Below are 24,322 nucleotides of genomic sequence, written 5' to 3'. Positions count from 1 at the left end.
ATAAAGAGTTAGAGCACTTCACCGTTTGCACAAAACGGTGAAGTGCTCTCTAGCCGGCGTCGAGCCGAAACGATACCAATTTAATGGCGCGTTTGTAGATCTTGCTGGCGGCTGGGCTTGGCGGAATCCCGTCGCGATAATCGAAAGTCACTTCGAGTACCTTTGCGTTAGCAAACGCTGCGTGCGGGATCGCGAACGAGATCGTCGTCGGGTCTTTGCTCGACAGTGTTACCTCGTGTACGCGAACTCCGTTCACCGAGATGATTACCCTTTGGATGGTCTGTGGTGGACGAATGACGGCGGACATTTGTAGCGTTGCCGTAAGCTCGTCGCGAAGCGAAGGTATTTCCAGTCTCAACCGAGAGGTCTCGCCCAGCGAATGGGTTCCGTCGGCTACCGGGCCCGACCAACCGCAGACCATCATGCCGGCTGCTTGTTTGGCGCCGTCGGATCGAAACGATACCGTGTGGCCAGGAGTGTAGCTGCCAACCGCATCGCGATTGAGGCACGTCGTCGTGCGATCGATGTAATAGGCCCGATAATCGGCGTTGACATCTGGATTGAGAGCGAGTGCGAGGATGATGATCTCGGACACGGCCAGAACCAACGCCAGCGCGTAGCCGCGAGTCGAGCCAGCACGGCCATAGAGTGACAGGCTGTCAGACCAGGGCAAGATAGCCTCCAATCCACGCCAAAGTCATGAAATAAGATGCGCTCAGGAAAAGAGCCAAAATCACCAGATAGGTCAGCTTCGATACCGACAGCAGCTCGGCAATCAACATCAGCAGCGGCGCAAGCCCAATGACGTATCTAACCATGGAAGCCAGGTTGGTGATCAACGGCAGGATGATGCTGCTCGCACAGAAGAGCGCAGCGCCATATCGCCTGCGGGCCGCCAGAACGACCGATAGGGTCAGCCCTACAATCGCTGCGAGCGCGCTCCATTGCGGCGCCGTGGGCAGCCAGCCTTTTGTCGGAACAGCAGCGAGACCGTCCCATAGAAAAAGGAGCGGATCGCCAGCAACCCGCCCAAACGCGCGCTGGACGTGCAAGAAAGCAAACCCGTCCCCGACAGTGAGATACAAAAAGAGCATGTAAGCAAACAGGCCGGCGGGCGAGATGAAGATAGCTACCAGCATATCCGGACGACCAAGTACCCATCGCGGGAAAGACACCGCCGACCCGCCCTGCTGGCGGTGCTGCTCGAACATTTGATTGACCATTGCAAACACAGCAAGGACCCCGACCAGCCTCGTTGCGGACAGCAAAGCGCATGTAACGCCAGCAGCCAGGTAGTTGGAGCGCTTGAGTGCCAAAAAGACGCACGACGTCAGAAGCACGAAAAGAGGTTCGGTAAGGAACGTGGTGAAGTGGAAGGAGAACGGCCCGCTAAGCAGAAAAGCGCAATACAGTATGTAAGCGCGGACGTTCTTCTCCAGAAGTGGCCATGCCACAAGGCAGGCGGCATAGCTGCACGCAGTCGAGGTGATCGTCGCGATCAGAATCGTCGAAAAAGGGAAAGCAAACCGAAGGGTCGTCACGAGCATGGGATACAATGGAAAGAAGCCCCAGCGTCCGACGTTGCTTTGGCCTGGAATGGGAAAACCCTCGTAGCCGTGTTCGGAAATGTCCACATACCACGCGCAGTCCCACCTGCAGAGCGCACGCGCATAAGCTTCGAAGCCTGGCACTGCCGAGACTGAATGGAATGCAGCATACCGAATGACAAGCCCGCTGATCATGAACAGGAGCGGAACCGAAGCGGCGATGACCCAAAGGCGACCGCCAGCGTTTGCGCGGGCCAAGTCTCCAAGCGCCAGTTGTGTCTCCACAGGTGAGGCCGCCATACTCTCCGATGGCGAGCCTGTGTTCGCCTGCTCGATGGCGCTGCCAGCCATAAAATCGGTCCCTCGAAAGCATCAAGATCATCAACCAGACTTGAAGCCCCCTCTGCGACTGAACTTAAGGATCAACGATGCCGCGCCGCTTCGGTTCCTTCTGCAGCAGGAAGTCCTTGGGTCAGGTGGACCGATCACACCAGCCGAGGAAGGGAGCGATATTCGCGCTTCAACGGCACCGTTTCCTCGCAACGGGCGACCTTCTTCATCGACATGCATGGCTGGGCGGCCGACCGCGCTGGGTACCCCTCCGGTGAGGGCCACCTTGAAGGGATCTCGCCATCCGCCAAGCCTTTGAATGTCAGATGTGCTTCCGCCGACGAGATCGAGGAAGTCGTTGTCCCAAACATCGATACCGACGATGCGCCAACGGCCGGCAAAGGCCTTCGGGAACCTTGGCCATCAGCCGGTCTCCGCCAAAAATCGCGCCATTGACACTCAGGCACACCCGTTTCCTTCACTAGGTTTCGGAATGCAGAGCGGAGAACGTCGGCCTGGAACGCGGACACGGCAACAGGAGCCGGTCGGCATCTTCCCAGCCTCGCGCCACGTCGTCGCGATGACGTTGACGAAGGCGCTTCAGCAGCTCGCGTGAAGCCGCATTCTTTGTCGAGTTGTCCATCTCCCTGCGAAGTGCGGTGGTCCCCGCCATGGACCGCTGCCGAGATAGGAAGGTGGCCTGAAGGGCCGCCAGAGCGATATCCGTATGCGTTGCAACCATCGCAGCCACCCTCGAAAGCAATGGTAAACCCCACATTAATAAGCTCGCCGAATACCTTACAGGGGCGCCGGGCCGATGCTATCTTCTCTCTTGTTCTGTCATCGCAATGAAGGACGACATGCTCGAGCACCCGTAGGACACCTATTGCATGGAAAAAGCTGTAGGCCTTTACAGGTGCCCGGGAAATCCGCCGTTTGTCTGCCTTGTGGAGCGGGACAAAGCAAGTTACCTGGCTCAGGCCGCCTACCGTGAAGCGGGGCACAAGCCCGACATCGAAGCATTGCCGTGGGAAGCTGACTACAGGGCTGCCAAACAAAGGAAGACCTGTTCTATCGTTGTCTCTCGCCCTTAGCACCGCGACATGATCAGTTTGCCAAGTGGTCGTTACGGCGGACGACCGCGTTGAGGATCGCTTCGTAGGCGCTGCTGACGTCTTCCTCGATCTCTGTCGTTTTGATGCCGAGCGCTTTAGCATCGGCGAAAAGCTCTTGGGTCAGCTCGGCAACAGAGATGACACCGGCACCGACCGTATCAGGGACCTTGTTCAAAATCCACTTGTGCAGAAAGTCTGCGCCGCGCGTGCTCATGTGCAGATAAAGCGCCCGCGCATATTAGGTTCCGCTCATCTTGACGCCGGCGCCGGCTGCTCCAGGCTCTTGGACATGGCTCGGGGCAATATCAAAGTTGGCGACGAGGTCGCCGTCACGGCGATTGTGCGCGGTCGGGTGATCCCGATCGCATAAGTGTGACGATCCCCACCTATGACTTCCCGCATTGTGTTGTCGCTTCGATCTCTCAGTGATTGGCCAGCATTGAATTAATCGGCCCGGTCACGCGCATCGGCGGCGACAAGGTGACCGTCAGCCTCCGGCCATTGGTGACTGTCGAGGCCGAGCACGTGCGCCTGGTCGAAAGCCATATGGCGCCGCTGCGGCAAAAAAGGCCGCATGTTGACAAAGTTTAACTTCGCTGCGGACCACAAGTGCGGTCCTTTAAATTAGCGGAAGCGAATATTTGCTTACCTCCTTCCTTTCTATGTTGGCGCTCTGGTCGCCCTCCTGGCTGCTGCCGACCGCTTGCCCTTGCCTGCGGTTCGGTGGTCCTTGAGGCGCTCCGGCATCGCATTGGAGACCCAAGACTGGTGCGCATGGATCATGACATTCAATTCCGCTCTCTACAGGAACAAGTGCCTTTCCTCGAGATTGGGATTCGACGCCGCAACGGCGTCGAACCCCAAAGGAGACTCACATGAAACGTAAGATTTTGACAGCTACAGCGATCTCTCTCTGTCTCGCCACCGCGGCCTTGGCGCAGTCGTCGGGAACATCCAGCGGCACGAACGGAACTTCCGGCTCATCGGCCGGGTCGGGTATGAGCTCTACGTCCGGCTCCGGCCAAAGCGGTATCCCGAGCGGCTGGGACAGCAAGCTCTCCGGCTCATTCTTCAGCGACGCCAATTCGGGAAGACTTCTGTCGCAGGATGAGATCCGCAAGAACTGGTCGTCCCTGAGCTCTGAACAGCAGGCACAGGTTCGCTCCGACTGCTCGAGAATGACGGCCAGTAACGGCACTGGCTCTGGCACAATGACCGGCACGTCAGGTAGCTCGGCTTCGACCGGCAGTGATACAACGGCGAGTATCGGCACCGGCTCTGGCACAGCCACCGGCACTTCAGGCAGCTCTGGTTCGACCGGCAGTAACACCACGGCCAGCAACAGCACTGGTTCGGGTACAACCACCGGCACGTCGGGATCCTCGAATACAGCTGGCGATACGACCGCCAGCACCAGCACGGGTTCGGGCGCGAACTCGGCTGCTCAAATGGCTTCGATGCGGCAACTCTGCACTCAGGTTCAAGGGATGTGAGTGAATGCGGCGCTCCGGGCCGGCTTGGCCGGAATAAGAAGAGGCCTTGAAGGCCCGGACATCGCTCGCTTGGTAACAATTTCGGCACCGAAGTCGGTCGGCGATCGGGGTCAGAACTTCGCCTTGTTCCTGCCGTTGATGCTGGCAGTGCATGGAGGCTGGGGCGCTATTCGGGGGCCTGGGCTTTACCTGCGCGATTGCTGCAGGGAACGCTTGCCCTCCGTGCCAGCTCGAAGATTGGCGTTCGGCGTCATCGTCGCACCACCTGAGAGTTCCACCCGTTGGTCGAGAGCATGGCGTTTCGGTCCCAGCCTCCCTCGTCCTGCTCCTCGGATCAGCGTGCGCCTCGGGTCGATGTCGTCGAGTTGAGGTGCACGGCTCCGAGACGCTCCGAGCACCGCCATCCGTCGCCACGATAACGAAGCGCAAATCGGTCGAAGGGAATTGCGCCCCTAAACAACCTGCTTTGTACGTTTCCGGCAGTTGCCTTTCTCGGAAGATGCACCACAGAATAGCTGGTTGACGTTCTATCTCTCTGGGAGGATGGGATGGACATTCAAGCACCTGTTCGGCCTGCACAGCGAACGGCCAAGGAGTTGGTTCGCGAGGTCCTGTTGGGTTCTCAACCGGGCAATATAATTTCCGTGAAGGCGACCATTGCAGCGGTGCGCGAGCGCGGCCATGATCTTCGTGAGACTGACTGCCAGTTGGTCGAAATGATCGTCAAATCAGCCTCCGTTTGGGGACTGTTCATCGCCTTTGACGTTCGAGAGGCTTGATGCCCCACCGTTGGTTCAACCCTCCGGTTTATGTGAAGACTGAGCGCCCGGGGCTTCGCCTTGGTGTCAACCGAGTTGATGCCGCCGCGGAGGAGCTTCTAAAGTGGTCCAATCGTGGCCCCAAGTGGCGACTGGCCGCCGAGGCTTGCCTATCTGCGATGGATGGCAAAATGCCAGGTAATGACTTCCGGCTGCTGTTCGAGGCCGCGGCTGATGAAGAGGAGATGCTGCTGCCGGACTGACACCGCTGGACGGGACCATTCGGGTCTGTTCGCGTCTGGTCGGCGAATTCACCAGCGCAACGGGCATCTATGCCGTCCGGCTACCGAGCGACGCCCCAGATGGACAGTTGTTCGCCGGTGGGCGTACCATAGGGCCGGGGGGTGACCGATGGAGGTCACATGGTTGATGAAGAGCATCGCCGCGAACGGAGGCAGCGGGTGCTGAAAGGCGCCTCAATCATCAGCGGAATTACAAACTCCGAGATCAGTTGCACCATTCGGAACCAAAACAGTGGCGGAGCTGAACTCAAAGTCCCGGTGGAATCGCGTGTCCCTGAGCGGTTCGTGCTTTACGTGCCGACCGACGGCGTTGCCTACCAGGCAGTTCTGCGGTGGCGCAGGAACGACCGAATTGGGGTTCAATTTATAGGAACGTTGCCAAAGCCGCGTCTCCACTATGGCTAAGCAGCGCCGGTGCATTGGCTTTGCGAAATTTGGACACTATCCGGCGCTCCGCACGTGTTTCAGGGCAGTCGTACTTTAGAGGTTACCCCCGGCGAACCTTCGCTTCAGGTCGACACGGTGAGAAGGCTGACGAGATAGCGGGAATATTCCTCGTCCAGATATTCAGTCGGAGCGCCCACACCGTTCAGGTTTCGTCGGCTCCTTCCTGAGGCCGTATCTTTGAGAAGTGATTCCGTTGCTAGGTAATTCTGCGATTCAGTTCTCAAGCAGTGATCGACATCGTGTGGAGTGCATGTTCTAGAGCAGATTCGGTTTCAAGTATCGCGAGGGGGCTCAGCGGCTTGTGAGCGACCCAGCAGGCTCAGAAACCGAGACCCGTTTGCGCAGCCCTTTGGTGCAGATAGGTAGAGTCAAAATCTGCGGCGCGAACGAGCCCTGCCCAGTCGCTCGCCTGAAAACGCGACCCGACGGTGGATATCAGACCATCGCGTCTAAGGTCCTGGAGCACTCGGTTCACGTGCACGGTGGAGAGGCCAACTGCGTCGCCAAGTGCAGCCTGCGTTATGGGGAGATAGGCCACATGATCTTCTATGCGACCTACCGAGCGAAGGCGGACAATGAGTTCGCAAAAAATGTGAGCGATACGAGAGTAGGCGTCGCGCCTTCCGACGTTGGTGACCCACTCTCGATAGATCGCCGCATCGATCACAGTGGAGCGCCAAAACACTCTCGTTATCGAAGGGTGCTGGTCGCATATAGTGCGAAGAGCGTCGTGCCGCATGAAGCCCACCCGAGCGGGCATGAGAGGGGTGAAAGTGCAATCCATGACCGACAAATGCAGACCATGCAGGTCGGGAATGTCGCCCGGAACAAAAAAGGAGGAGATCTGACGCTTGCCCTCCCCGGTTAGTGTGGTCGACCCTATCAAGCCGTCAAGAACGACGAAGGAAAGGCTCGGCTTGTCGCCCTCGCGCAGAATGTCTTCGTTGGCCTGATATTCCTTCTCCTGAATCGAGATGTTCCCCAGAATGCCAATATCTGATTGTGCGAGTTCCGAGATGGTCTGGAGCTTGCGGATCAAGATGTTTGAAGAAGGAGCCTGTGCCATCAAGAACCCGTTCGGGTAGCCCACCAATTTGCTCTGGGCGCTAATGTTCTCCATGGCGGTAGGGCTGGCGACGTTAGATCGTGCTGGATGCCTTTGGACCAATTCGCTCCCAGAAGCGCTATCAACTCCAAGGCTTGCGCCTCCGTTATGTCGGTCTCGTCGATAAGCCTTTGGACAAGGCGACGCTCGGGCTCAGACATCATGCTGCCTAGGATCCTTCCCAACCGCTCAGAGACCTTCCTAACTTTAACATTTGATATAAGTTCCCGTCTAAGTGGCTGTTTTTGCGAGGGGCCATCCCCTTCAAAGCCGTGCCCTCCGGATCACAGCCTTCTGTCCCGCATTAACATATGTTATTGCGCAAGGAACATTCGAGGCCTGCGGCCGTTGAATTGCTGAGGCATTACTCACGGGGGGCAGGGCTTTCAATGCCGTCGGGTTCCGTCCTGATCGTAGAGGATGAGAGCATGATCCTCTTAGACATCGAGAACTCCCTCCGCGAGGCCGGGTTCGAGGTGATCGCCGTCTTAAAGGGCCTTGAAGCCATTGCGACTTTTGATCGTGAGCCGGAGCGAGTTGCGGCTCTGCTGACAGATATCAGACTTGGATACGGCCCTACCGGGTGGGATGTGGCCCGGCACCTCCGAGCCGCCAATCCTACCATGCCAGTGATATACATGAGTGGCGATGGCGCGGACGACTGGCCGTCGCTTGGCGTACCCAACAGCCTGATGATCACCAAGCCGTTTGTTATGCCGCAGATCATTACCGGGCTGGCAACTCTCCTCAATCGACAGGGAGTGGACCAACTCCCAGCCTCAGAATAGCTGCGGCTGGAAGCTAGCTGTTTGATCCCGAGCTCGAAGGAGAGGTGCTCAATGTCAGGCCCCGTGAAGGGACCTTTCGCGACGGCGAGGGCCTGATTTGCGGCGCCCCACGGACTCTAACGCACTATCTCCGGCTGCTCGGCAAATACGAGCTCCGCGCGACGCCCTCATAGGAAGCCAGCCTGCCGACACTGCGATGCATCGCCAAGGCCTCCCGAAATGTGCGGCACATTCGGACGGCAAGCCAAAGATCGCCTTCATCTACGTGGCCTTCTCGAAAGTGACGGATCACCGCCGGAGCGATGTGCTCTGCTTCTTCGCTCGCATGGTCGAAATTTCGCTCGGCACAAAGCCGCTCGAAGACCCGTTTGCAGGTCTGCAAATCAGCGGGGGAAAGGTATGGGTGATCAAGTCGGTTCAACATCGAGCGCCTCCCAAAACGCAGCGTGCAAGAACGTTCCCTCAGAAACGATTTAGAGATCGCAAGCGGCGGGAGTCAATGAATGGTTAAGGACGTACATTTCGGGTCTTCTCTCAGTTGAAATGTAGAAAATCGAGGTGGCTTTGCTGGCGCCTTCAAAGCCCCGGAACACTCGAACGGTCCTAGCTTGATGTATGGGCGCTCGGAGAGGAGGTAACTCTCCTAAGGCGAAAGAAGCACTAGTGCCGGAGGGGGGCGTCTACGTGTCGAGGCGGTGGCGAATGAAGTCGGCTACGAGGATGCGAGTTTTTTCGGGCGTCTGTTGATTTTCACTGAGAACTGACCCGGCATTTCCACCGAGAAGTGACCCGCCTCTCATGTATGTTTCGGTTCGGTGTTGAGGGTCAAGGTTCTGGCTTTCTCCTTCGCTTTTTTGGGCTCGTGGGCAGAGCTGTTCTTGAAGCGGAAGCTGTCGTTTCCGGTTTCGAGGATGTGGCAATGATGGGTCAGCCTGTCGAGAAGCGCGGTCGTCATCTTGGCATCGCCGAAGACACTCGCCCACTCGCTGAAGCTGCGGTTTGTGGTGATGATGACGCTGGTGCGTTCGTAGAGTTTGCTCAGCAGATGAAAGAGCAATGCTCCACCTGATGCACTGAACGGCAGATAGCCAAGTTCGTCCAGGATCACGAGATCGGAATGGACGAGGCGATTGGCGATCTGGCCGGATCTTCCTTGTGCCTTCTCCTGTTCCAGCGCATTGACCAGCTCGACCCTCGAGAAGAAGCGAACCCGTTTGTGATGATGCTCGATGGCCTGAACGCCAAGGGCCGTGGCAATATGGGTTTTGCCGGTTCCGGGGCCGCCGATGAGCACAATGTTGTGGGCCTCATCGACGAACTCGCAACGATGAAGCTGCCGCACGAGTGCCTCTGTCGACCTGACCTCGCGTTCCGCCGTCTCGGCCTTGAGCAGTTGCGACAGGATCGGAATGGCGGCTTCAAACGCTGGCGCTCCCTGTTCGGTAAGTTCGCCTACAGCTTGCGCCATGCCGTGCATCTTCAGGCTCCGGAGCATGATGACGATTGCGCCGCTGGCAGGGTTATGACGCATGGCGCACCTCCAGGGCCTTCCTCAAGGCATCGTAGCGTTCGACATTTGCTTTCGGCTCATTGGTAAGCGTCAAGCCTGGGGGGCGCTGATGGTCGGGGGCATAAGCGATTTGCCGTCGACGAGCCGATGGCGAAGGTTGAGCACATGGGTTTTGGCAGGAACACCGCCCTGCAGCGCCATTTCCACGGCGCAAAGCACGGCCTGCTCGTCGTGCTGAAGGACAAGTGCCAGGATGTCGACCATCTCGCGATCGCCGCCCGGCTTCTTGAGCAAATGCTGCTGCAACGACCTGAATGCATCGGGAAGTTCGGCAAAGGGTGCTCCGTTGCGCAGGGCGCCTGGTTTGCGCTGAACGACAGCCAGATAGTACCGCCAGTCATAGATCGTCTGCCCCGGTCGATCATGCGAACGATCAATGATGCGGCGATGCTCACAGACAATCAGACCCTCCGCAGCGACAACGACACGATCCGGATAGACCCGAAGGCTCACCGGCCGATTGGCAAACGACGCCGGCACGCTGTAGCGGTTGCGCTCCAGATGCACGAGACAGGTTGGGGAGACCCGCTTGGTGTATTCGACAAAGCCGTCGAAGAGACGGGACGCCGGCATGAGAGCCTGGGCTTCCTCAGCCCAGATATCGGCAATGGTGCCGCGCATTTTCCATGCGGGGTCTTGTGCCAGAACTCTTGGCATCGAAGCTCCAGCCAGTCGTTCAGGGCTTCCAATGATGGAAAGCGCGGCATGGGTTGCCACAGTCGGTGACGCGCATCCTGGACGTTCTTCTCGACCTGTCCCTTCCCCCAGCCAGAGGCGGGATTGCAGAACTCAGGCTCGAAGAGATAGTGGCTGGCCATGGCCATGAAGCGGACATTGACGTCGCGCTCCTTGCCGCGGCCGACCTTGTCGATTGCTGTGCGCATATTGTCGTAGATGCAGCGCCGGGGAACGCCGCCAAAGACACGAAGGCATGATTATGGTCGTCGAACAGCATCTCATGCGTCTGCAACAGATGGGCCCAGACGATGAAGGCCCTGGAGTAGCTGAGCTTGCTATGGGCCACTTGCAGCTTGGTGCGTTCATGGCCCATGATCGCCCAGTCCTCGGACCAGTCGAACTGGAACGCTTCACCTGGATCGAACGAAAGCGGCACGAATGTTCCGCGCCCTACCGTCTGTAACTCCCTCTGCGGATCAGCCTTCCACTCCCGAGCGAAAGCCGCGACACGACCGTATGACCCCTCATAGCCAAGGCTCAGCAGATAGGCATGAAGCTGCTTGATCGTGCGTTTCTGCTTGCGGTTCTTTTTGGCTTCCGTCCTCAGCCAGGCTGACAAACGGTCGGCAAATGCGTCAAGCCTGCTCGGCCGCTCTGGAACCTTGAACTTCGGCTCGACCTCGTCCACCCGCAGGTATTTGCGCACCGTATTCCGAGACAGGCCGGTCCTGCGGCTAATCTCTCGGATCGATAAATGCTCTCGATAATTCCAGCGTCTGATCACGCTCAATAATGCCATGTCGATCACTCCGTAATCCCCGCTGAAAAAACGCAGGGTAAGGGTCAAACATGGCTCAATTCTCGGTGGAAATATCCTGGGTTGCCGGGTCAGTACTCAGTGGCAATCAACATCTTGCCCAGATGGCCAACAAGCCCGTTCACCCTGAGGTCACAGATTGGGGCCAATGGCGTACTTGCCGACAAGATCGACCAAGTAGCCGCCAAGTTGGCGCCGGCCACGCCTTAAGGCCTCATGCGACGGCAGCGATCCAGTCGACGATAAAGCCGTGGGGTCGCCCGGCGGCTGCAACATGGTGAGGTTCGCGCTTTCCTTCTTGTGGTCCCACGGGCCTCTTTGGATTTGAAATTGTCTCAATCGCCCGACGAGCCTGCTGCCCTCGCTGGCGCCAGCCGGACTGCATAACGATTGTGGATGTGGCTCTTAAAATAGACGCCCTTTGCAAAGGCAGCTTTGAACGCCGCAACGACCTCAGCAGGTACGTCCAAAAACTCTTAATGCTTCCCGCTCGCTACAAACCAAACCGAGAGAACCCTGGTGTTGGGATCGTAATCGAATTTGCGTATCGAACTCGACGGCATGTAGAAGCACCTCGGTAACCCGTCTCGCTCCTAGTTTAATATGACAGGTCGAGCGCGCTACCCTCTTGCCTGAAAACCGGAACGGCCGGTTGCCGAATGGCTACTTATCCAGAACCAATCTGACTTTCTGGGCGAGAGCTTGGAGGGTAGCGGGTTTCTGCAGGAGTTGAACGTTTGGATCGATTATCCCATTGCGAACTATGGCATCACGTGCGTAACCGGACGTAAAGAGCACCCTCAAGTCAGGCCGCAATTCAACGGCAGCATCCGCAAATTCCCGGCCGTTCATTCCGGGCATGACAACATCCGTCAGCAGCAAGGAAATGTCTCGTCGATGCCGAAGAATTCGCAGGCCTTCAACCCCATTCTCAGCAGAAATCACCGAATAGTCGAGATCCTCGAGCATTTGCATTGTCAGTTGTCTTACACTCGCCTCGTCCTCGACGACGAGGATCAATTCCTCTGGCTTGCCATTGGCAACGTCTTGGCTGTTGCCCCGCCGTGCTCGATCGGCGGGACCATTGTGCCTTGGCAACCAGATGCTGATGGTAGTCCCCACCCCCAGTTTAGAATCGATGTTGACATAGCCACCGGACTGCTTGACGAAGCCAAACACCTGACTCAGCCCAAGGCCGGTTCCCTTGCCGACACCTTTGGTGGTAAAAAACGGCTCGAAGGCTCTTTCCAGAACCTCCGCGCTCATACCCGAGCCCGTGTCCCTCACCGCAATAAGTACGTAGGGGCCGGGGGAAATGCCATGATCTGCAGCAACCGACTGGTCGACCAGGAGTGGAGAGGTTTCGATGGTCAGGGTTCCGCCCTGCGGCATGGCATCGCGAGCGTTGACCGCCAGATTGACCAGGACATTCTCGAATTGGCTGGGATCAGCGAGCACTGCACCGTCATCGGATTGCACGACCGTATTAAGTGTTACGTGCTCGCCCAGCGTCCGGCGCAAAAGCTCAGACATATCCTGCACCATCCGGCCGACGTCGAGGGATTCAGGGGAAAGCGGCTGCTGCCGGGAAAAAGCCAGTAGCCTTTGGGTCAGCATGGCAGCTTTGTGGGCACCCTCGGTCGCGGCTGCGATCAGTTGGTGCACGCCGGGCTCGCCGCGGTCGACACGCCGCTGGATCAGGTTGAGTCCTGAGATGACAACTGCCAGCATGTTGTTGAAGTCGTGCGCGATACCGCCCGTGAGTTGCCCCACCGCCTCCATTTTCTGGCTTTGGCGCAGCTGATCCTCCAAATTCCTGCGGACGTTGATGTCGCGCCCGGCGGCGTAATATTGGTTGTTTCGCGGCATAAATTGCCAACTGTACCAGATGAACCTGCCATCATTGGCACGCATGCGTAAGTCGAGGTCGCGAACCGCAACCTGGCTATCCGATAGTGAGAGCCGCCGTGTTACAGCCGCAACATCTTCAGGATGAACGAAATCCTCGAAAGTCTTACCCTCGACCTCGCTTTCGTCGAAGCCGAGATGCTCGGTCCAGGCCGGATTCACACTTTGGCACTTGAGGCCGAAATCCGTTACGACGAAAAGATCCTGGCTGACGCGCCAGATCATATCGCGCTCACCGGTTGCGTCAGCTACCCGTTGCTCCAATGTCTCATTCAGGGTTTTCAGCTTCAGTTGTGAGGACAGGCGATCTGTTACATCGCGCAAAAAGGCGGTGGTGAATTGCTTGGCGCCACCTGACCAACGGCTAATCGAAGCTTCGAGATGGCGCGTCGACCCGTTGCGCCGCTTCACGGAAACCTCTCGATGAACTATTTGCTGCCCTGAGCGACTGGCGTCGTGCAATTGCGACCACCGGTCGCCTTCCACGAACAGACGGGCGCTCGGCTGACCGGCAAGCGATGCCTTGTCGATTTCGAAGAGCACCTCGGCCGCCGAATTGGCTCCCTGGATTGCCCCGGTGTCATCCAGGGTAAGAATGGCTTCCGCGGCGCTTTCCATAACCGCATCATAACGGGCATTCTGCCGTTGGCGCAGCACCGCTTCCCGCCGCATCGCCCCCGTCACATCCGAAATCTGAATAAGGCATTCATACGCACCTATCGCCCCGATTGGTCGGATGGAAATGCTATGGATCAGCGGCTGGCCCGCTCGCGTTCGCAACGCAAGCAGGGCTGGGTGGAGTGTAGGGGTCAGCAGGCTGGAGGCCCCGGCTTCCAAAGCCTCGTTTAACGCAACGAGGATTGGGCCGAGCGGCCGGCCGGGAAAAAGCTCCTCCATTGATTTTCCAATCGCCTCGGTCATCCGTATATTGCTGGCTGCGGCGATCCAGGCATTCCAGGCGGTCACTTGCCTTTGAGAACCGAGCACGATTATACCGCAATCGAGTGCATCCAATATCGGCGTCGAATTATCGTGAGAAGTGTTCAGCATGGCACTATTTATCGGTCCCACCGATCCGCTCGATAAACTCGCACAAGAGGCCCTTTAAAACCGCTAGGGAAGGCATGTCCATCAGCATGGCAATGTAGCCCGTGATGTCATTGTCCTTGACGGTGAAGTTTATGTAGAGAAACAGTACGACCTCGCCGGGTAGGGGCGGCGGCGCCAGATTGAAGAAGTCGGTTCCAGTGCCTCGAATGACCTCAGGCAAGGAGACGCGAAGACTACGGCGCAACAGGTTGGCGATGGTGGCAAGGCAACTATTGAGAATGATGTTGCCCGTCTCTGCGAGTGCTTCCTGTTCAAGGTCGATGATGTCTTCCAATGAATGGTCCGGACCGGCTACAGCACGCACAAGTTCGAGACTTCGCTCCTCTGGGAAAATAAGCAGCGCGCGACCAGTGATATCACCTTCGAAAACCTGGTGAACGGCAACCAGACGGTCCATCTCGCGTTCGTCCAAGATATCGATTGCTTGCTGCCTGCCGACGAGGTTGATTCTTGGGACCGACAGGAACACCTGTCGTCCAACCATCTCGCGGAGATTCTTGGCGGCTCGGCTGACGGCGATGTTCACCAGTTCAGTAAGGGCATCCTTCTCGAGTTCTTCCAAGACAAGGTCGGCCGGAGTCATCATTGATCGTCCTGACCAATGGGAGTGTCTGGTTTGCCGAGAAACGCAACCAGGTCCGGGCCATTCACTGGCTTGGTCAGGAATGAAGCGCCCAGCGCCTTTGCACCTTCGACTATCTCGTGCTGCTGATTAGCGGAAATCAGTGCCAATCGCATTGAGGGATCCCGGGCACGAAAGTCCGCCGCCAAGGCAAGCCCATCGCGGCCGGGCATATTGTAGTCCATCAACACGATATCAGCCGCGAACTCACTCGCCAGTTGAAGCGCCTCATCAGCGTTGCCGGCCTCTTTGCGCACCCATGTCGGATAGTTCTTGGCGAGAATCTTGACCAACGCCATTCTCGCAAGCTTGCTGTCGTCGACGATCAAAACGTTCATTACGACCTTCATTTCGGCTGGTGTTAGGGATATCGCATAAAATGCAATAATTGTGAACTAGCGGCCATGCACTGCCGTGAAGCCGCGATGAAAATAGCTTTCGAGAAATGGCGAGCCCGCCGGCCCAATGACCCTCACGCGGGCCGCCATCAGGACTTGCAGAACGGCAGCATGGATCTTGGTGCACTTCCGCCAGTCAACCAAGGTGTTTCCTGACTGAACCAGCATTGCCAGCAGGGTTTCGCTGTCTTCTAAAGTGCAGTCACCCTCAAGCCGGATCGATCCGTCGCTGGGGTCGGAAATGACGGTCATTTCAGCAAAGCCTCCACATCGAGAACAAGCATGACTCGGCCATCACCCAAAATTGTGACGCCTGCAACGCCTTCGAGGCCCGCGAGCACCCCCTCGATGGGCCTCATCAGTATATCCATTGTCTCCCCGATATCATCGACCTCTATCCCGCACATGTCGTTCCCGACCAAGACGACTACGACTTGGAAATCGTCGGCCATCGTTTCCGACGGCGTTTCGCCAAGCGTCGCCGCAAGACTAACGAGCGGGATGGTATGGCCGCGATGCCCGAACACGCGCGCGGCGCCAACCATCGAGACATCACCGCGCGAAAGTCGACGGGTTTCGATGACTTTCTCAAGCGGAACGCCAAAAGCTTGTTTGACCACTTCCACGGTGACGAGGGGCGTCATCAGGATGGAGTAGGGCAGGGTGAATTTTGCGATCGTCCCGCTTCCGGGCTTCGTCTCAATGCCAACCGATCCGCCGAGCGCCTCGATCGCCGATCGCACCGCGTCCATCCCAACACCACGGCCGGAGACCGTGTTGACAGTTGCGACTGTCGAGAACCCCGGATTGAACAGCAACTCCAACGCATCGTCATCGGAAAGCGAGGCGAACCCGGTCGTCAGGCCGCGTTCTGCGGCAACCCGTCGAACTCTCGCGAAATCCACACCTCGACCATCGTCTTCCACCTCAACGACAATGCTGTCGCCGACTTTCGCTGCACGCAGGCAGATCTTGGCATGCGGTGGCTTCCCCGTCCTGATGCGCTCGTCCGCCGGTTCCACACCATGGTCGATTGCATTGCGAAGAACATGCATAATCGGCTCTCCAAGAGCCTCGACGATGGTCTTGTCGGCTTCGGTGTTCTCCCCTTCTGTCACGAGAACCACTGACTTACCTGTTTCGGTCGCAAGGTCTCGCACTAAGCGCTGAAACCTCTGGAACACCTGTCGCATGGGCAAGACACGGATGCTCAAGACAGAACGCTGCAACTCATCGACCAACCTCTCCAGTCGGGATTGTTGTTCCTCCAACACGGCCGCCAAATCCGCCGAAGGAGTTCCACTCCGGGCTAGGGTTGCGGCATGCGTTAGGGCATTCTTGGCAACCGACAGTTCGCCGGCCAAATTCACTAAGGCATCAATGCGTTCGACGCTCACCCGCAGTGAACGAGCCGCATTTGAGTTCGGGATGGGGAGGCGGGAATCCCGGTTCACGGAGAATTCGAGGACTTGGGCATCGTCTCCCAAAACCCGGTCGATCAGGAGGACGAGAGCTTGTCGTCCCTCTGGATCGTCCGCCTCCGGCACACTACTATCGTAGCGTTCCAGCGCATCCTTGTGCCGGACGCTGCGAGCCAGGATGTTCATCACCACGCGCCGCGCGGCTCCTACTCGGCCGGCCAGACCTGTGGCCGCGACCTGGGAAAGGAGTTGGGACTGCGCTTCGAGCACCAGCCGCGCCATCCGGCTAAGTCCTGCGCGCTGATCGGGGACGGCAGAAGAAAGCTCGCGGATCTCGAGGAGGCTCGAAGAGTCCGAGCTTATCGCTTGGGTATGGCGCAACAAAGCGTCCTTCGGAGCAGAGGACAACGCTGTGAAGAGCAGGTTGCACTCGAAGGGATCACCTTCCCTCAACGAAGGCCAGACATGAACCTGTTCCACATGAAGAGCTAACAGGCCAGGCAGGCCGGCAACCAACGCAAGGGGATCTTCGCCGCGAAAGAAGCACTGTGGATCGGGCTGAAACAACAACCCGGTTGAGGCTCGGGCTGCGACATCATGGTTGGCCTTCAAAAGAGACGTCAACCACCCCGCCGCCAATAAAGCGGGCGGGCTCTTCCCCGGAGGTTCTTCACATAGTGCCGCTTGCAAGCGGCGGACCATCTCATCCGCGGTCGACCCTGCATCCTCCGGGACAATTCCCTTTACCTCAATGCCATCGAGCCAGCCGGTGACTTGATCCAATGCCCAGAGACAGTTGCCGATATCCGCAGTGCTTAGTGTCCTCGTACCGGACCGGGCGGAAGCGAGCAGTTCCTCAGCCGCGTGCAGACCCCTCGCCATATCTGGAAAATCGACGATACCGGCCCCGCCCTTGAGGGTGTGAAACGACCGAAAAGCACTGTCCAGCCTAGTGTGATCGCCTCCATCACCTTCGAGCGCCAGAAGATCCAGTGTAGCCTGCTGCACAGACTCGCGGCACTCCACCAGGAACTGCTCAAGAAGTTCAGTCATGAGTTGATCCGGCAAGCAAGGCAACGAGCTCCAACAGGTCCTGCCCAGCGACGGGCTTGGCGGCGTAGAAGTTCGCTCCGGCAATTTGGGCAGCTCGCAGGTCATGGAGCCCGGCTTCCGTACTGATGATGAGCACGGGGGTGGACGCAAACGGTTCGCCGCGTTGCCGAAGCACCCGTAAGAAGCTGAGGCCATCCATGACCGGCATGTTGATGTCCACGATCAGAAGGTCGACGATCTCGAACCCAAGCAGCTGCTCCAAGGCTTCCACCCCGTTCAAAGCCTCGAACACCTCATAGCCCGCTGGCTCCAGCACGCTTCGGTAATACAGGCGCACGAGAGCTGCGTCATCGACCACCAGGACGCGATGGAGGGTAGGTTTGCTCACCGCCCGACCTCTGGTTTCTGATAGACAATACCATCTTCGAACCGACGGATTTCGAACAGCGGAGAGATACGGCTCATCGACTCCGTGTGGCCGAGACAAATGTAGCCGCCGGGCAAAAGGCTTTCATAGAGGTTGTCTGCAGCAATGCGACGCGAAGCGTCGTCGAAGTAGATGAGGACGTTTCGGCAAAAAATGACATCGAATTGGCCGTGGTGCCTGGTCTCGTTAGATTCTATTAGATTGACACTGGAAAATTGCACCGACTCTCTCAACTCGTCGACAAGCCGCCACCGATCGTCGGCTTCTTGGTGAAAGTAGCGGTCGATGACTTGGGCCGGCAAGCGCATCAGTGCGCGCTTGCCATAAAAGCCGCGCTTGGCAGCGGCAAGCGCTTCGGTATCGATATCTGAGCCGCAAATCTCGATGCTGTAGGCGTCGACCAGCGGCCACTTGTCCAAAAGCCACATCGCAATCGAATAGGGTTCTTCCCCAGTCGCGCAAGGTACCGACCACAAACGCAACTGGTCCTTCCCATAGCCGGCCGCGATTCTTTCACGCAGCAAATCCTTCGTGAGACACCGAAATTGATGATCTTCCCGGTTGAAATAAGTCTCATTGACGGTAAAGGCGTTGACGAACTTCTCGATCTCACCCTCGGCATCAATACGAAGTTTGGCGAAATACCTTTCGAAAGAAGGAGAGGCGGTTGCGTTTGCACGATCAGCAATCCGGCGCTCTATGTAATAGCGCTTGGATACCGAATAGACCATGCCGGTGCGTCGATAGAGGAAGTCTCCCAGTCGACGGATCTCTTCGTCCGTGATCTCGATCACTGAGGGGCGTTCCGCGCCCCGATCCGGAGGGCCGCGGTATTGGCGGCGAAATCCAAAAAGGGATCCGAGGGAAAACGCGCGGCGCACTGGAGCAACAAGGCAACGTGGTCAGGCGCCGCCACCTCCGCCAAGACGTCGATCGCGGCACCGCAAACGTTGCCATTGCAATCATTAGCCAGGAGGGGAACCAGCAAATCAATGACCGTTGAAGGCTGCTGCGCGCGAACGAGTTCGCAGGCGAGGATGCGAACGTCGGGCTCCGGGTCACTGAGCAGTCCGGTCAACCGAGGCATGAGCTGATCTTGCAATGCGCGCAAGGCGTCTAGTGCCCCGGTGCGCAAGCGGGCATCGTCGGATCGTAGGTATTGCAGAGCAACGTCGACGCTTGCCGTATTGGCTGATCGCATAAGGGCTGTAAACAAAGCCTGCAGCACGCCATCAACCGCTTCACTCTGAATCGCGCTGGAGATCACAGCGGCGTTGTCAGAGGTGACAATAAACTCGCGAGCCGCCGCTCGCCTTTCCTCACTGTTCCGACTCATCAACGAAGAAAATGCATCCGTGGGCGATGCGTCGCGGATCCCGGCTTGGTTGGGAAGCTCTTTGCGGATCAGAGGCAAGGCACAACCTTCATCAATTGCCGGGCTATCTCGGGTAGCGGCAGAATCCAATCTGCACCACCCCCCTTGACCAATTCCCCGGGCATCCCCCAAACCACTGCGGTTTCTTCCGCTTCAGCGATCGTCGTTCCGCCTCGCTCGTGCAGGAGTTTCATAGCACTGGCGCCGTCATTGCCCATTCCGGTCATGAGAATACCGATAAGGTCGCTGGGAGGTATTTGTTCCATGGCACTTCGAACAAGCCGGTCGGCGCTTGGATGCCAGGGATAGTCGACCTGGGACGGGACATTCATGGCAAATACGACGCCTCCTCGGCGCGATAAAATCATGTCCGCCCCACCCCGCGCAATGTAAGCGACACCAGGCACGACTTCCGTAGGGCGGGTAACCTCCACGATCTCGATGGCGCTCAGGCTGTTCAAACGTTTGGCCAGTGCGCCCGTGAAGGATTCTGGCATGTGCTGAGCAATCAAAATTGGCCAGGAGAACGATGCCGGCAGCGCTCCGACAACAGCCTCCAGTGCTGGCGGCCCTCCGGTCGAAACGCCGATGAGCACCAGCCCATTTACCCCAGTTTTTACGATGGGTTCTTTTGACGCTATTGGGGCGGGATGGGGACTTGTCGGCAGCGTCTGCCCTATACGGTGGCGTATACGTTCCTGCAATCGCAGCGTGGGTTTGATGCCGGTGACGGCGGCGGTTCGAATCTTGTCGAGCAGATCGTCTTTCATCTGATCAACGCGTAAGGACAATGTTCCCGAGGGCTTAGCAACGAAATCGAATGCGCCGAGGCGAAGCGCTTGCAGGGTCTCATCGGCGCTCTGTGATGTCACCGACGATACCATGACGACCGGGGTCGGCCTTTCCAGCATGATACGATCAAGGCACATAAAGCCGTTCATCTGCGGCATGTGGACATCGAGCGTGACCACATTGGGGCGGAAGGCGTGCAGGCGCTCCAGTCCTTCGGCGCCATTTCGAGCGGTTTCAACTTGGAATTCGGATGCGTCCGACAGCATTCCGGCAAGCAGCTTTCGAACGAGGGCAGAGTCGTCGATGATCAGAACCTTGATCAAGTCTGCAGCTTGGTTTGAAAAGAGTCCAAAAAGGTGCGCTCGGCACGCGTGAGCAGTTCGGTTGGATCAAGCAGCATGAGGATGCGAACGCCTTCATCCAGGCTGACGATCGACTGGATCAGGCGCGTAGTTTCTCCCGCCAGATCCGGCGCCCGAGCGAGCGCTGATGCATCGACGCCCAGGACTTCCGAGACGCTGTCGACGATGATCCCGGCGCGGTGGGAACCGGATTTGACCACAATCAGACGCGTCCGGCCACGATTCTCAAGCGGCGGCATGTCGAAGCGCTTCCGCTGATCGATGACAGGCAGCACCTCGCCGCGCAGATTGATGACCCCTTCAAGAAATTTGGGCGTCTTTGGAACCCGCGTCACACGCTCCGGCACCAGTGCAACTTCCTCGACGGCCTCAATGCGCAAGGCGAATTCGCCGGCGCCAAGTTGGAAGGCGAGCAGCTTGATCTCGTCGCGCTTTGAACCTTCTGTCGATGCGGAGCCGTCTCGGGCTGGAGCTTGCACATGACCCAGACCACGCATGGTTTCCTCGCTGAGCAACAAATCCGGGTGCAAGACCGAAAGCAGCCGGCTATCCGCCTCGCTCCGATAGATTGCCTTGACCTTGGCCTCGCCGCCAATTCTGGCTGCCATAATTGGCGGCACGGGTTCCAGCCTCAGAGGATCGATGGCGATGCTCTGCTTGACAGCGTCGACAACGACGCCGACCGCGGTGCCGCGGACATACGCGACGATGACCTTCTCATTTCCCTGAAGCTCGTTAGCGAGGCCAAACAGTGCTCTTAGGGACAAAATTGGCAGCAGTCCGTCGCGGAAGGATATCAAACCAGGGACCTGCGCATCCGCGCCCGGCAGAGAAGTCAGGCCTCGGGGGATATTGAAGACCTCCTGCACCACGGCAAATGGAAATGCGTAATCCTGCCCATCCACTACGAACGTTGCGAGCATTTCTCGACCTACAGCGCCTATCGCGCTCATATCAGGAACCAACGTGCGGCTGCGGCCGGTTACACGATCCCGGGCTTGGGGGGTAAACGCCCCTTCGAGCAGGGTATCAACGTTGAGAATCCTCACCGCCTCGCCATCATTTGAGAAGACACTGTCATCGCCGCTGCTCACCGCGGCGCCCTTGAGTGAATGACGCTGCTCGATGCTGCTTGCCTGTACGTTGACGATCCCTTCGACAGTGTTGACAAGCAGCGCATACGGCGCGGGTGCGTCGATGACCACGGCTCGCGCCGAATCCGACAGAGGTTCAGAAGCAAGTCGCAGCAAGCGGCTCAAGTCCGCAATTGGCACAATTGACCCACGCAAGTTCGCTAATCCGCACAAAGCCGCTGGGGCTTGCGGCACCTTTGCCATTACGGGTACCCTGACGATCTCGGCCACCCGATCGACCGGAACCGCGTAAGTATGCTCGGAGCAGCGAACCGCCAAGAACCGTTTGGTTAGCGCCGCTGGCGCGCCTTGCTCAGACATTTTGTGACTTGAGCTCTTCAGCGAGGGAGGCAATCTCCTCAATCGCCGCAGCCAGGTCCTCAGCTCCTCGCGCTTGCTCTTGGGAAGCGGTCGATGCCTCTCTAGACGCTGCACCGGCTTCCTCTGCGGCTGTTGCAATCTGCTTCGCGCCAGCTGAAGCCTGGCTCGCCGCAGCGAGTATGTCGGTAGCGCCAGAATTGATCGCTTTGCTCGCCTCGACGAGCTGCGCCAGCTCTTCTTTGGTCTTCTCAAATACCGCTAAAGTGGCGCGACTATTCTGAATCTCGACTTCCGACAGACCGCAGATCCGCTCGAGATCGCCACGCAGCGAAGATATCTGCTCGATAATTCCGCGGACCGTATCCTTCACTTTGTCCAAGGATTGCGATGCTTCGCGCGCCAGCCCGCGAATGTCTTTGGACACCAAGGAGAAGCCGCTGCCATAGTCGCCCGCCCTGGCTGCTTCGACCGCTCCACTGACGGCAAGCATGCTGGTCTGAACCGCGACTAATGTGATCGCATCGACGATCTTCTCGATCTTGCGGCCAGTTACCTCCAAACTAAGCAACGCAGATACGCTCGCTGTCGTGTCCTGGAGGGAACCCGTCAATCCGTTAATAAGGCTTTCGACCGCCGCGTAAGTTTCCCTCAGCGACTGTTCCATCGCTGCAACACGCTCCTCGGCTGCAACTGCATTTTCTTTTGCAAGGGCAGCACTTTGCTCGATCTGGCTCAGTGAGGCCGAACTTTCGTGGGTGGCCGCCGCCTGCTGCTGGGCGCCACGGTTGATCTGCTCGACCGCAGCCAGAATCTGACCGGCGGCCCCCGAGAGCTCCTGAATATTCGCCGACAGCTGTTCGGCTGCCGAGGACGCCTGCTCGGCGGCTTTTCCCGCGTCTCCGCCGCGCAATAGATTAGCCAAGCGTGCCAGCGCGTGCGCTGCCGTTTGGCCTTCAACAAGCGCCTGCGTCTGCTGTTGGATCGCTGCCTGCGATTCCGCAGCTGCAGCCGACTGCTGCTCCGCGGCACTGGCAACTTGCTCGGCACCTTTTTGCGCCTCGGTGGCAGCTTTTTCGGCTTCAACCGAAGCCAGCGAGATGGCGCGGCTGCCGAGCGCGATCTCGCCCGCGGTTTCCCGCATGGCGCGAAGGTTTCGCAGCACGACGTTTGAGGCCTTTGCTTCGGATGCCGCAGCGCGAGCGGCTGCAGCGACTCCGGCCGCAACCGCGCTGACATCTTTTTGGATGCTGGTGGACAGCGCCTGAACTTCACGTGCGCTGGTGTCGGATATCTGCGCCAGCGACCTTACTTCTTCAGCGACTACGGCAAATCCGCGGCCATGATCGCCGGCGCGAGCGGCTTCGATGGCGGCGTTTAGGGCAAACAGATTCGTCTGGTCCGAGATGCGGCTGACCGTGCGGCCTATAGCGCCGACTTCTTCAGCGCGTTTTTCGATAACAGCAATCAATTGTGCCGAGCTTTCCTGGCGAGCGGCATTTCGTTGAATCGCAGTGACCGCATTCATCACCTGATTCGTCACATCGGCAAGCAAGCCCTGCACCGATTCCGATCGCCTTTGCGAATCCTCGGCTAAGCGTCGTCCCAGGGCGAGCGTTTGCGTGGAGTCGCTGATTGTGCGCAGTTGTTCTTCAGCCGCGCCTGATGCTTCCTCCGCACCCGCGGCGATCTGGTCCATCGATCGCCGTAATTCTTCAGCGGCGGCCGATGCCTCGGTGATGCCGCTGGCCAGTTCCTCAGTGGCGGCGGCAAACCGTTCGGCAATTTGTCCGTGAGGTAGGTCTGATTTGATGCTTTGGCGTGATCTGGCCGGCAAATCTGCTTTTTCGGGATGCAAACCCTTGTCTGGTCCAGTGCGTTTCGCGATCCTTGACGTCTTAACGAGCGACATGTTGGATTGAAATCCTATTTCGCGGTAGCGGCGTTTGCCTGATATCTATCTTATCGCCGGTAAGCGCGCCACCGCAGATAGCCTGGCCACGTGCTCAGACTTCAAGTTGGCGAGGCAATCCTGCTGGATTGCGGTCGGCCACTATCGCAAGGCAGGTGTCACTGGCCGCGTTATAAGCGGTCCGCTATTCGATGAACGATGCCATTGCGGTAGGTTCGCTTTCTCCCAAAATGAGAGATCATCGAGGGAAGGCCCCACCGCGCAACTGAGATAAAACCGCGACCAGTTTGTCTTGGCCGCAGATGCGGCAACTCGGGAATTCAATCGAAACGGAACCCATACCCATACCCGGACGCGACCCATTTTGGAACCGAAGGCCCGGCCTTTCAAGCCTGGAAGCCGCTGAACATGAGGTTCAAGGGCGCCGCTTCTAGGCGATACTGTGACTTCTCAACGTCCGATAGCGGATCATCCGCGTTCGTGGCGTGAGATGAGACACAGTCCTCTTCATTCTTCGATCTGATATCCTGGCACGTTCGTT

General features: G+C 58.1%; 23 protein-coding genes and 1 pseudogene. 5 read left to right on the top strand and 19 right to left on the bottom strand.

Annotation, left to right across the window (positions count from 1 at the left end):
- Nucleotides 1-49: 49 nt before the first annotated feature.
- The 3 genes from NKI10_RS27900 to NKI10_RS27890 form a co-directional block, all read right to left on the bottom strand.
- Nucleotides 50-673: a hypothetical protein gene (locus NKI10_RS27900; RefSeq protein ID WP_352862407.1), complete on the bottom strand. Its 624-nt coding sequence runs from the start codon at nucleotides 671-673 to the stop codon at nucleotides 50-52.
- Complete coding sequence (locus NKI10_RS27895) at nucleotides 660-1,898, bottom strand: putative hexosyltransferase (protein ID WP_352799889.1); 1,239 nt, start codon at nucleotides 1,896-1,898, stop codon at nucleotides 660-662. The genes NKI10_RS27900 and NKI10_RS27895 overlap by 14 nt, the downstream gene beginning before the upstream one ends.
- Nucleotides 1,899-2,984: 1,086 nt before the next feature.
- A complete protein-coding gene (locus NKI10_RS27890; protein WP_352799887.1) occupies nucleotides 2,985-3,206 on the bottom strand; it encodes a DUF768 domain-containing protein in 222 nt (73 codons plus the stop codon).
- A 215-nt stretch (nucleotides 3,207-3,421) separates the two neighbouring features.
- Between NKI10_RS27890 and NKI10_RS27885 the strand changes: the two genes are divergently transcribed.
- Complete coding sequence (locus NKI10_RS27885; protein WP_352799884.1) at nucleotides 3,422-3,583, top strand: hypothetical protein; 162 nt, start codon at nucleotides 3,422-3,424, stop codon at nucleotides 3,581-3,583.
- A 280-nt stretch (nucleotides 3,584-3,863) separates the two neighbouring features.
- Here the strand turns inward: NKI10_RS27885 and NKI10_RS27880 are convergent, their stop codons facing one another.
- Complete coding sequence (locus tag NKI10_RS27880; protein WP_023692331.1) at nucleotides 3,864-4,412, bottom strand: hypothetical protein; 549 nt, start codon at nucleotides 4,410-4,412, stop codon at nucleotides 3,864-3,866.
- Nucleotides 4,413-5,033: 621 nt separating this feature from the next.
- Between NKI10_RS27880 and NKI10_RS27875 the strand changes: the two genes are divergently transcribed.
- The 3 genes from NKI10_RS27875 to NKI10_RS27865 all read left to right on the top strand — a co-directional run bounded on the left by NKI10_RS27875 (nucleotide 5,034) and on the right by NKI10_RS27865 (nucleotide 5,950).
- Complete coding sequence (locus tag NKI10_RS27875; RefSeq protein ID WP_023832316.1) at nucleotides 5,034-5,264, top strand: hypothetical protein; 231 nt, start codon at nucleotides 5,034-5,036, stop codon at nucleotides 5,262-5,264.
- Nucleotides 5,264-5,506 (top strand): DUF982 domain-containing protein, encoded by a 243-nt coding sequence (locus tag NKI10_RS27870; RefSeq protein WP_023669677.1) that lies wholly within the window; start codon nucleotides 5,264-5,266, stop codon nucleotides 5,504-5,506. Before NKI10_RS27875 ends, NKI10_RS27870 begins: the two co-directional genes overlap by 1 nt.
- Before the next feature lie 159 nt (nucleotides 5,507-5,665).
- Nucleotides 5,666-5,950 (top strand): PilZ domain-containing protein, encoded by a 285-nt coding sequence (locus NKI10_RS27865; RefSeq protein WP_023716427.1) that lies wholly within the window; start codon nucleotides 5,666-5,668, stop codon nucleotides 5,948-5,950.
- A gap of 361 nt (nucleotides 5,951-6,311) precedes the next feature.
- Here the strand turns inward: NKI10_RS27865 and NKI10_RS27860 are convergent, their stop codons facing one another.
- Entirely contained in the window at nucleotides 6,312-7,112 is an 801-nt protein-coding gene (locus NKI10_RS27860) for a Crp/Fnr family transcriptional regulator (protein ID WP_352800996.1), read from the bottom strand.
- A gap of 374 nt (nucleotides 7,113-7,486) precedes the next feature.
- On the opposite strand from NKI10_RS27860, the gene NKI10_RS27855 reads away from it, so the two are divergent.
- A complete protein-coding gene (locus tag NKI10_RS27855; RefSeq protein ID WP_352800994.1) occupies nucleotides 7,487-7,885 on the top strand; it encodes a response regulator in 399 nt (132 codons plus the stop codon).
- 796 nt (nucleotides 7,886-8,681) lie between these two features.
- On the opposite strand, the gene istB is transcribed toward NKI10_RS27855, so the two are convergent.
- The 14 genes and pseudogenes from istB to NKI10_RS27785 form a co-directional block, all read right to left on the bottom strand.
- The gene (gene istB, locus NKI10_RS27850) at nucleotides 8,682-9,416 is read right to left on the bottom strand and encodes an IS21-like element helper ATPase IstB (protein ID WP_352800992.1); all 735 of its coding nucleotides are present in this window, start codon (nucleotides 9,414-9,416) and stop codon (nucleotides 8,682-8,684) included.
- Nucleotides 9,406-10,932: pseudogene (gene istA / locus NKI10_RS27845) on the bottom strand (IS21 family transposase). The gene istB and the pseudogene istA overlap by 11 nt, the downstream one beginning before the upstream one ends.
- A gap of 353 nt (nucleotides 10,933-11,285) precedes the next feature.
- Nucleotides 11,286-11,420 (bottom strand): KTSC domain-containing protein, encoded by a 135-nt coding sequence (locus NKI10_RS27840; protein ID WP_352800990.1) that lies wholly within the window; start codon nucleotides 11,418-11,420, stop codon nucleotides 11,286-11,288.
- A 193-nt stretch (nucleotides 11,421-11,613) separates the two neighbouring features.
- Nucleotides 11,614-13,908, bottom strand: coding sequence for a PAS domain-containing hybrid sensor histidine kinase/response regulator (locus NKI10_RS27835; protein WP_352800988.1), 2,295 nt, complete (start codon nucleotides 13,906-13,908; stop codon nucleotides 11,614-11,616).
- 4 nt (nucleotides 13,909-13,912) lie between these two features.
- Nucleotides 13,913-14,554, bottom strand: a complete 642-nt coding sequence (locus NKI10_RS27830; protein ID WP_352514562.1) for a chemotaxis protein CheX — start codon at nucleotides 14,552-14,554, stop codon at nucleotides 13,913-13,915.
- Nucleotides 14,551-14,928 carry a response regulator transcription factor gene (locus NKI10_RS27825; protein WP_352514563.1) on the bottom strand — a complete coding sequence of 126 codons (378 nt, stop codon included), beginning with the start codon at nucleotides 14,926-14,928 and terminating at the stop codon, nucleotides 14,551-14,553. The genes NKI10_RS27830 and NKI10_RS27825 overlap by 4 nt, the downstream gene beginning before the upstream one ends.
- Before the next feature lie 57 nt (nucleotides 14,929-14,985).
- Complete coding sequence (locus NKI10_RS27820) at nucleotides 14,986-15,240, bottom strand: hypothetical protein (RefSeq protein WP_352800986.1); 255 nt, start codon at nucleotides 15,238-15,240, stop codon at nucleotides 14,986-14,988.
- Nucleotides 15,237-17,462 carry a chemotaxis protein CheA gene (locus NKI10_RS27815; RefSeq protein WP_352800984.1) on the bottom strand — a complete coding sequence of 742 codons (2,226 nt, stop codon included), beginning with the start codon at nucleotides 17,460-17,462 and terminating at the stop codon, nucleotides 15,237-15,239. The genes NKI10_RS27820 and NKI10_RS27815 overlap by 4 nt, the downstream gene beginning before the upstream one ends.
- Nucleotides 17,455-17,850 carry a response regulator gene (locus NKI10_RS27810; protein WP_352653368.1) on the bottom strand — a complete coding sequence of 132 codons (396 nt, stop codon included), beginning with the start codon at nucleotides 17,848-17,850 and terminating at the stop codon, nucleotides 17,455-17,457. The genes NKI10_RS27815 and NKI10_RS27810 overlap by 8 nt, the downstream gene beginning before the upstream one ends.
- On the bottom strand, nucleotides 17,847-18,683 hold the full coding sequence (locus NKI10_RS27805; RefSeq protein ID WP_352500583.1) for a CheR family methyltransferase: 837 nt from the start codon (nucleotides 18,681-18,683) through the stop codon (nucleotides 17,847-17,849). Before NKI10_RS27805 ends, NKI10_RS27810 begins: the two co-directional genes overlap by 4 nt.
- The gene (locus NKI10_RS27800) at nucleotides 18,680-19,303 is read right to left on the bottom strand and encodes a HEAT repeat domain-containing protein (protein ID WP_352800982.1); all 624 of its coding nucleotides are present in this window, start codon (nucleotides 19,301-19,303) and stop codon (nucleotides 18,680-18,682) included. Before NKI10_RS27800 ends, NKI10_RS27805 begins: the two co-directional genes overlap by 4 nt.
- Entirely contained in the window at nucleotides 19,294-20,379 is a 1,086-nt protein-coding gene (cheB, locus tag NKI10_RS27795) for a chemotaxis-specific protein-glutamate methyltransferase CheB (RefSeq protein ID WP_352800981.1), read from the bottom strand. The genes NKI10_RS27800 and cheB overlap by 10 nt, the downstream gene beginning before the upstream one ends.
- Nucleotides 20,376-21,872: a chemotaxis protein CheW gene (locus NKI10_RS27790; RefSeq protein WP_352800979.1), complete on the bottom strand. Its 1,497-nt coding sequence runs from the start codon at nucleotides 21,870-21,872 to the stop codon at nucleotides 20,376-20,378. The genes cheB and NKI10_RS27790 overlap by 4 nt, the downstream gene beginning before the upstream one ends.
- The gene (locus NKI10_RS27785; protein WP_352862406.1) at nucleotides 21,865-23,781 is read right to left on the bottom strand and encodes a methyl-accepting chemotaxis protein; all 1,917 of its coding nucleotides are present in this window, start codon (nucleotides 23,779-23,781) and stop codon (nucleotides 21,865-21,867) included. The genes NKI10_RS27790 and NKI10_RS27785 overlap by 8 nt, the downstream gene beginning before the upstream one ends.
- Between the last annotated feature and the right edge of the window lie 541 nt (nucleotides 23,782-24,322).

This window comes from Mesorhizobium sp. M0802 (genome assembly GCF_040320115.1).
Taxonomy (GTDB): domain Bacteria; phylum Pseudomonadota; class Alphaproteobacteria; order Rhizobiales; family Rhizobiaceae; genus Mesorhizobium.
This window is presented reverse-complemented; position numbering and strand designations above follow the sequence as displayed.

Bases quoted from the DNA above. Each gene is read 5' to 3' on its own strand.
- NKI10_RS27895 (WP_352799889.1), bottom strand. From the start codon at position 1,898: ATGGCTGGCAGCGCCATCGAGCAGGCGAACACAGGCTCGCCATCGGAG.
- NKI10_RS27890 (WP_352799887.1), bottom strand. From the start codon at position 3,206: ATGAGCACGCGCGGCGCAGACTTTCTGCACAAGTGGATTTTGAACAAG.
- NKI10_RS27875 (WP_023832316.1), top strand. From the start codon at position 5,034: ATGGACATTCAAGCACCTGTTCGGCCTGCACAGCGAACGGCCAAGGAG.
- NKI10_RS27870 (WP_023669677.1), top strand. From the start codon at position 5,264: ATGCCCCACCGTTGGTTCAACCCTCCGGTTTATGTGAAGACTGAGCGC.
- NKI10_RS27865 (WP_023716427.1), top strand. From the start codon at position 5,666: ATGGTTGATGAAGAGCATCGCCGCGAACGGAGGCAGCGGGTGCTGAAA.
- NKI10_RS27860 (WP_352800996.1), bottom strand. From the start codon at position 7,112: ATGGAGAACATTAGCGCCCAGAGCAAATTGGTGGGCTACCCGAACGGG.
- NKI10_RS27855 (WP_352800994.1), top strand. From the start codon at position 7,487: ATGCCGTCGGGTTCCGTCCTGATCGTAGAGGATGAGAGCATGATCCTC.
- istB (WP_352800992.1), bottom strand. From the start codon at position 9,416: ATGCGTCATAACCCTGCCAGCGGCGCAATCGTCATCATGCTCCGGAGC.
- NKI10_RS27835 (WP_352800988.1), bottom strand. From the start codon at position 13,908: ATGCTGAACACTTCTCACGATAATTCGACGCCGATATTGGATGCACTC.
- NKI10_RS27830 (WP_352514562.1), bottom strand. From the start codon at position 14,554: ATGATGACTCCGGCCGACCTTGTCTTGGAAGAACTCGAGAAGGATGCC.
- NKI10_RS27825 (WP_352514563.1), bottom strand. From the start codon at position 14,928: ATGAACGTTTTGATCGTCGACGACAGCAAGCTTGCGAGAATGGCGTTG.
- NKI10_RS27820 (WP_352800986.1), bottom strand. From the start codon at position 15,240: ATGACCGTCATTTCCGACCCCAGCGACGGATCGATCCGGCTTGAGGGT.
- NKI10_RS27815 (WP_352800984.1), bottom strand. From the start codon at position 17,462: ATGACTGAACTTCTTGAGCAGTTCCTGGTGGAGTGCCGCGAGTCTGTG.
- NKI10_RS27790 (WP_352800979.1), bottom strand. From the start codon at position 21,872: ATGTCTGAGCAAGGCGCGCCAGCGGCGCTAACCAAACGGTTCTTGGCG.
- NKI10_RS27785 (WP_352862406.1), bottom strand. From the start codon at position 23,781: ATGTCGCTCGTTAAGACGTCAAGGATCGCGAAACGCACTGGACCAGAC.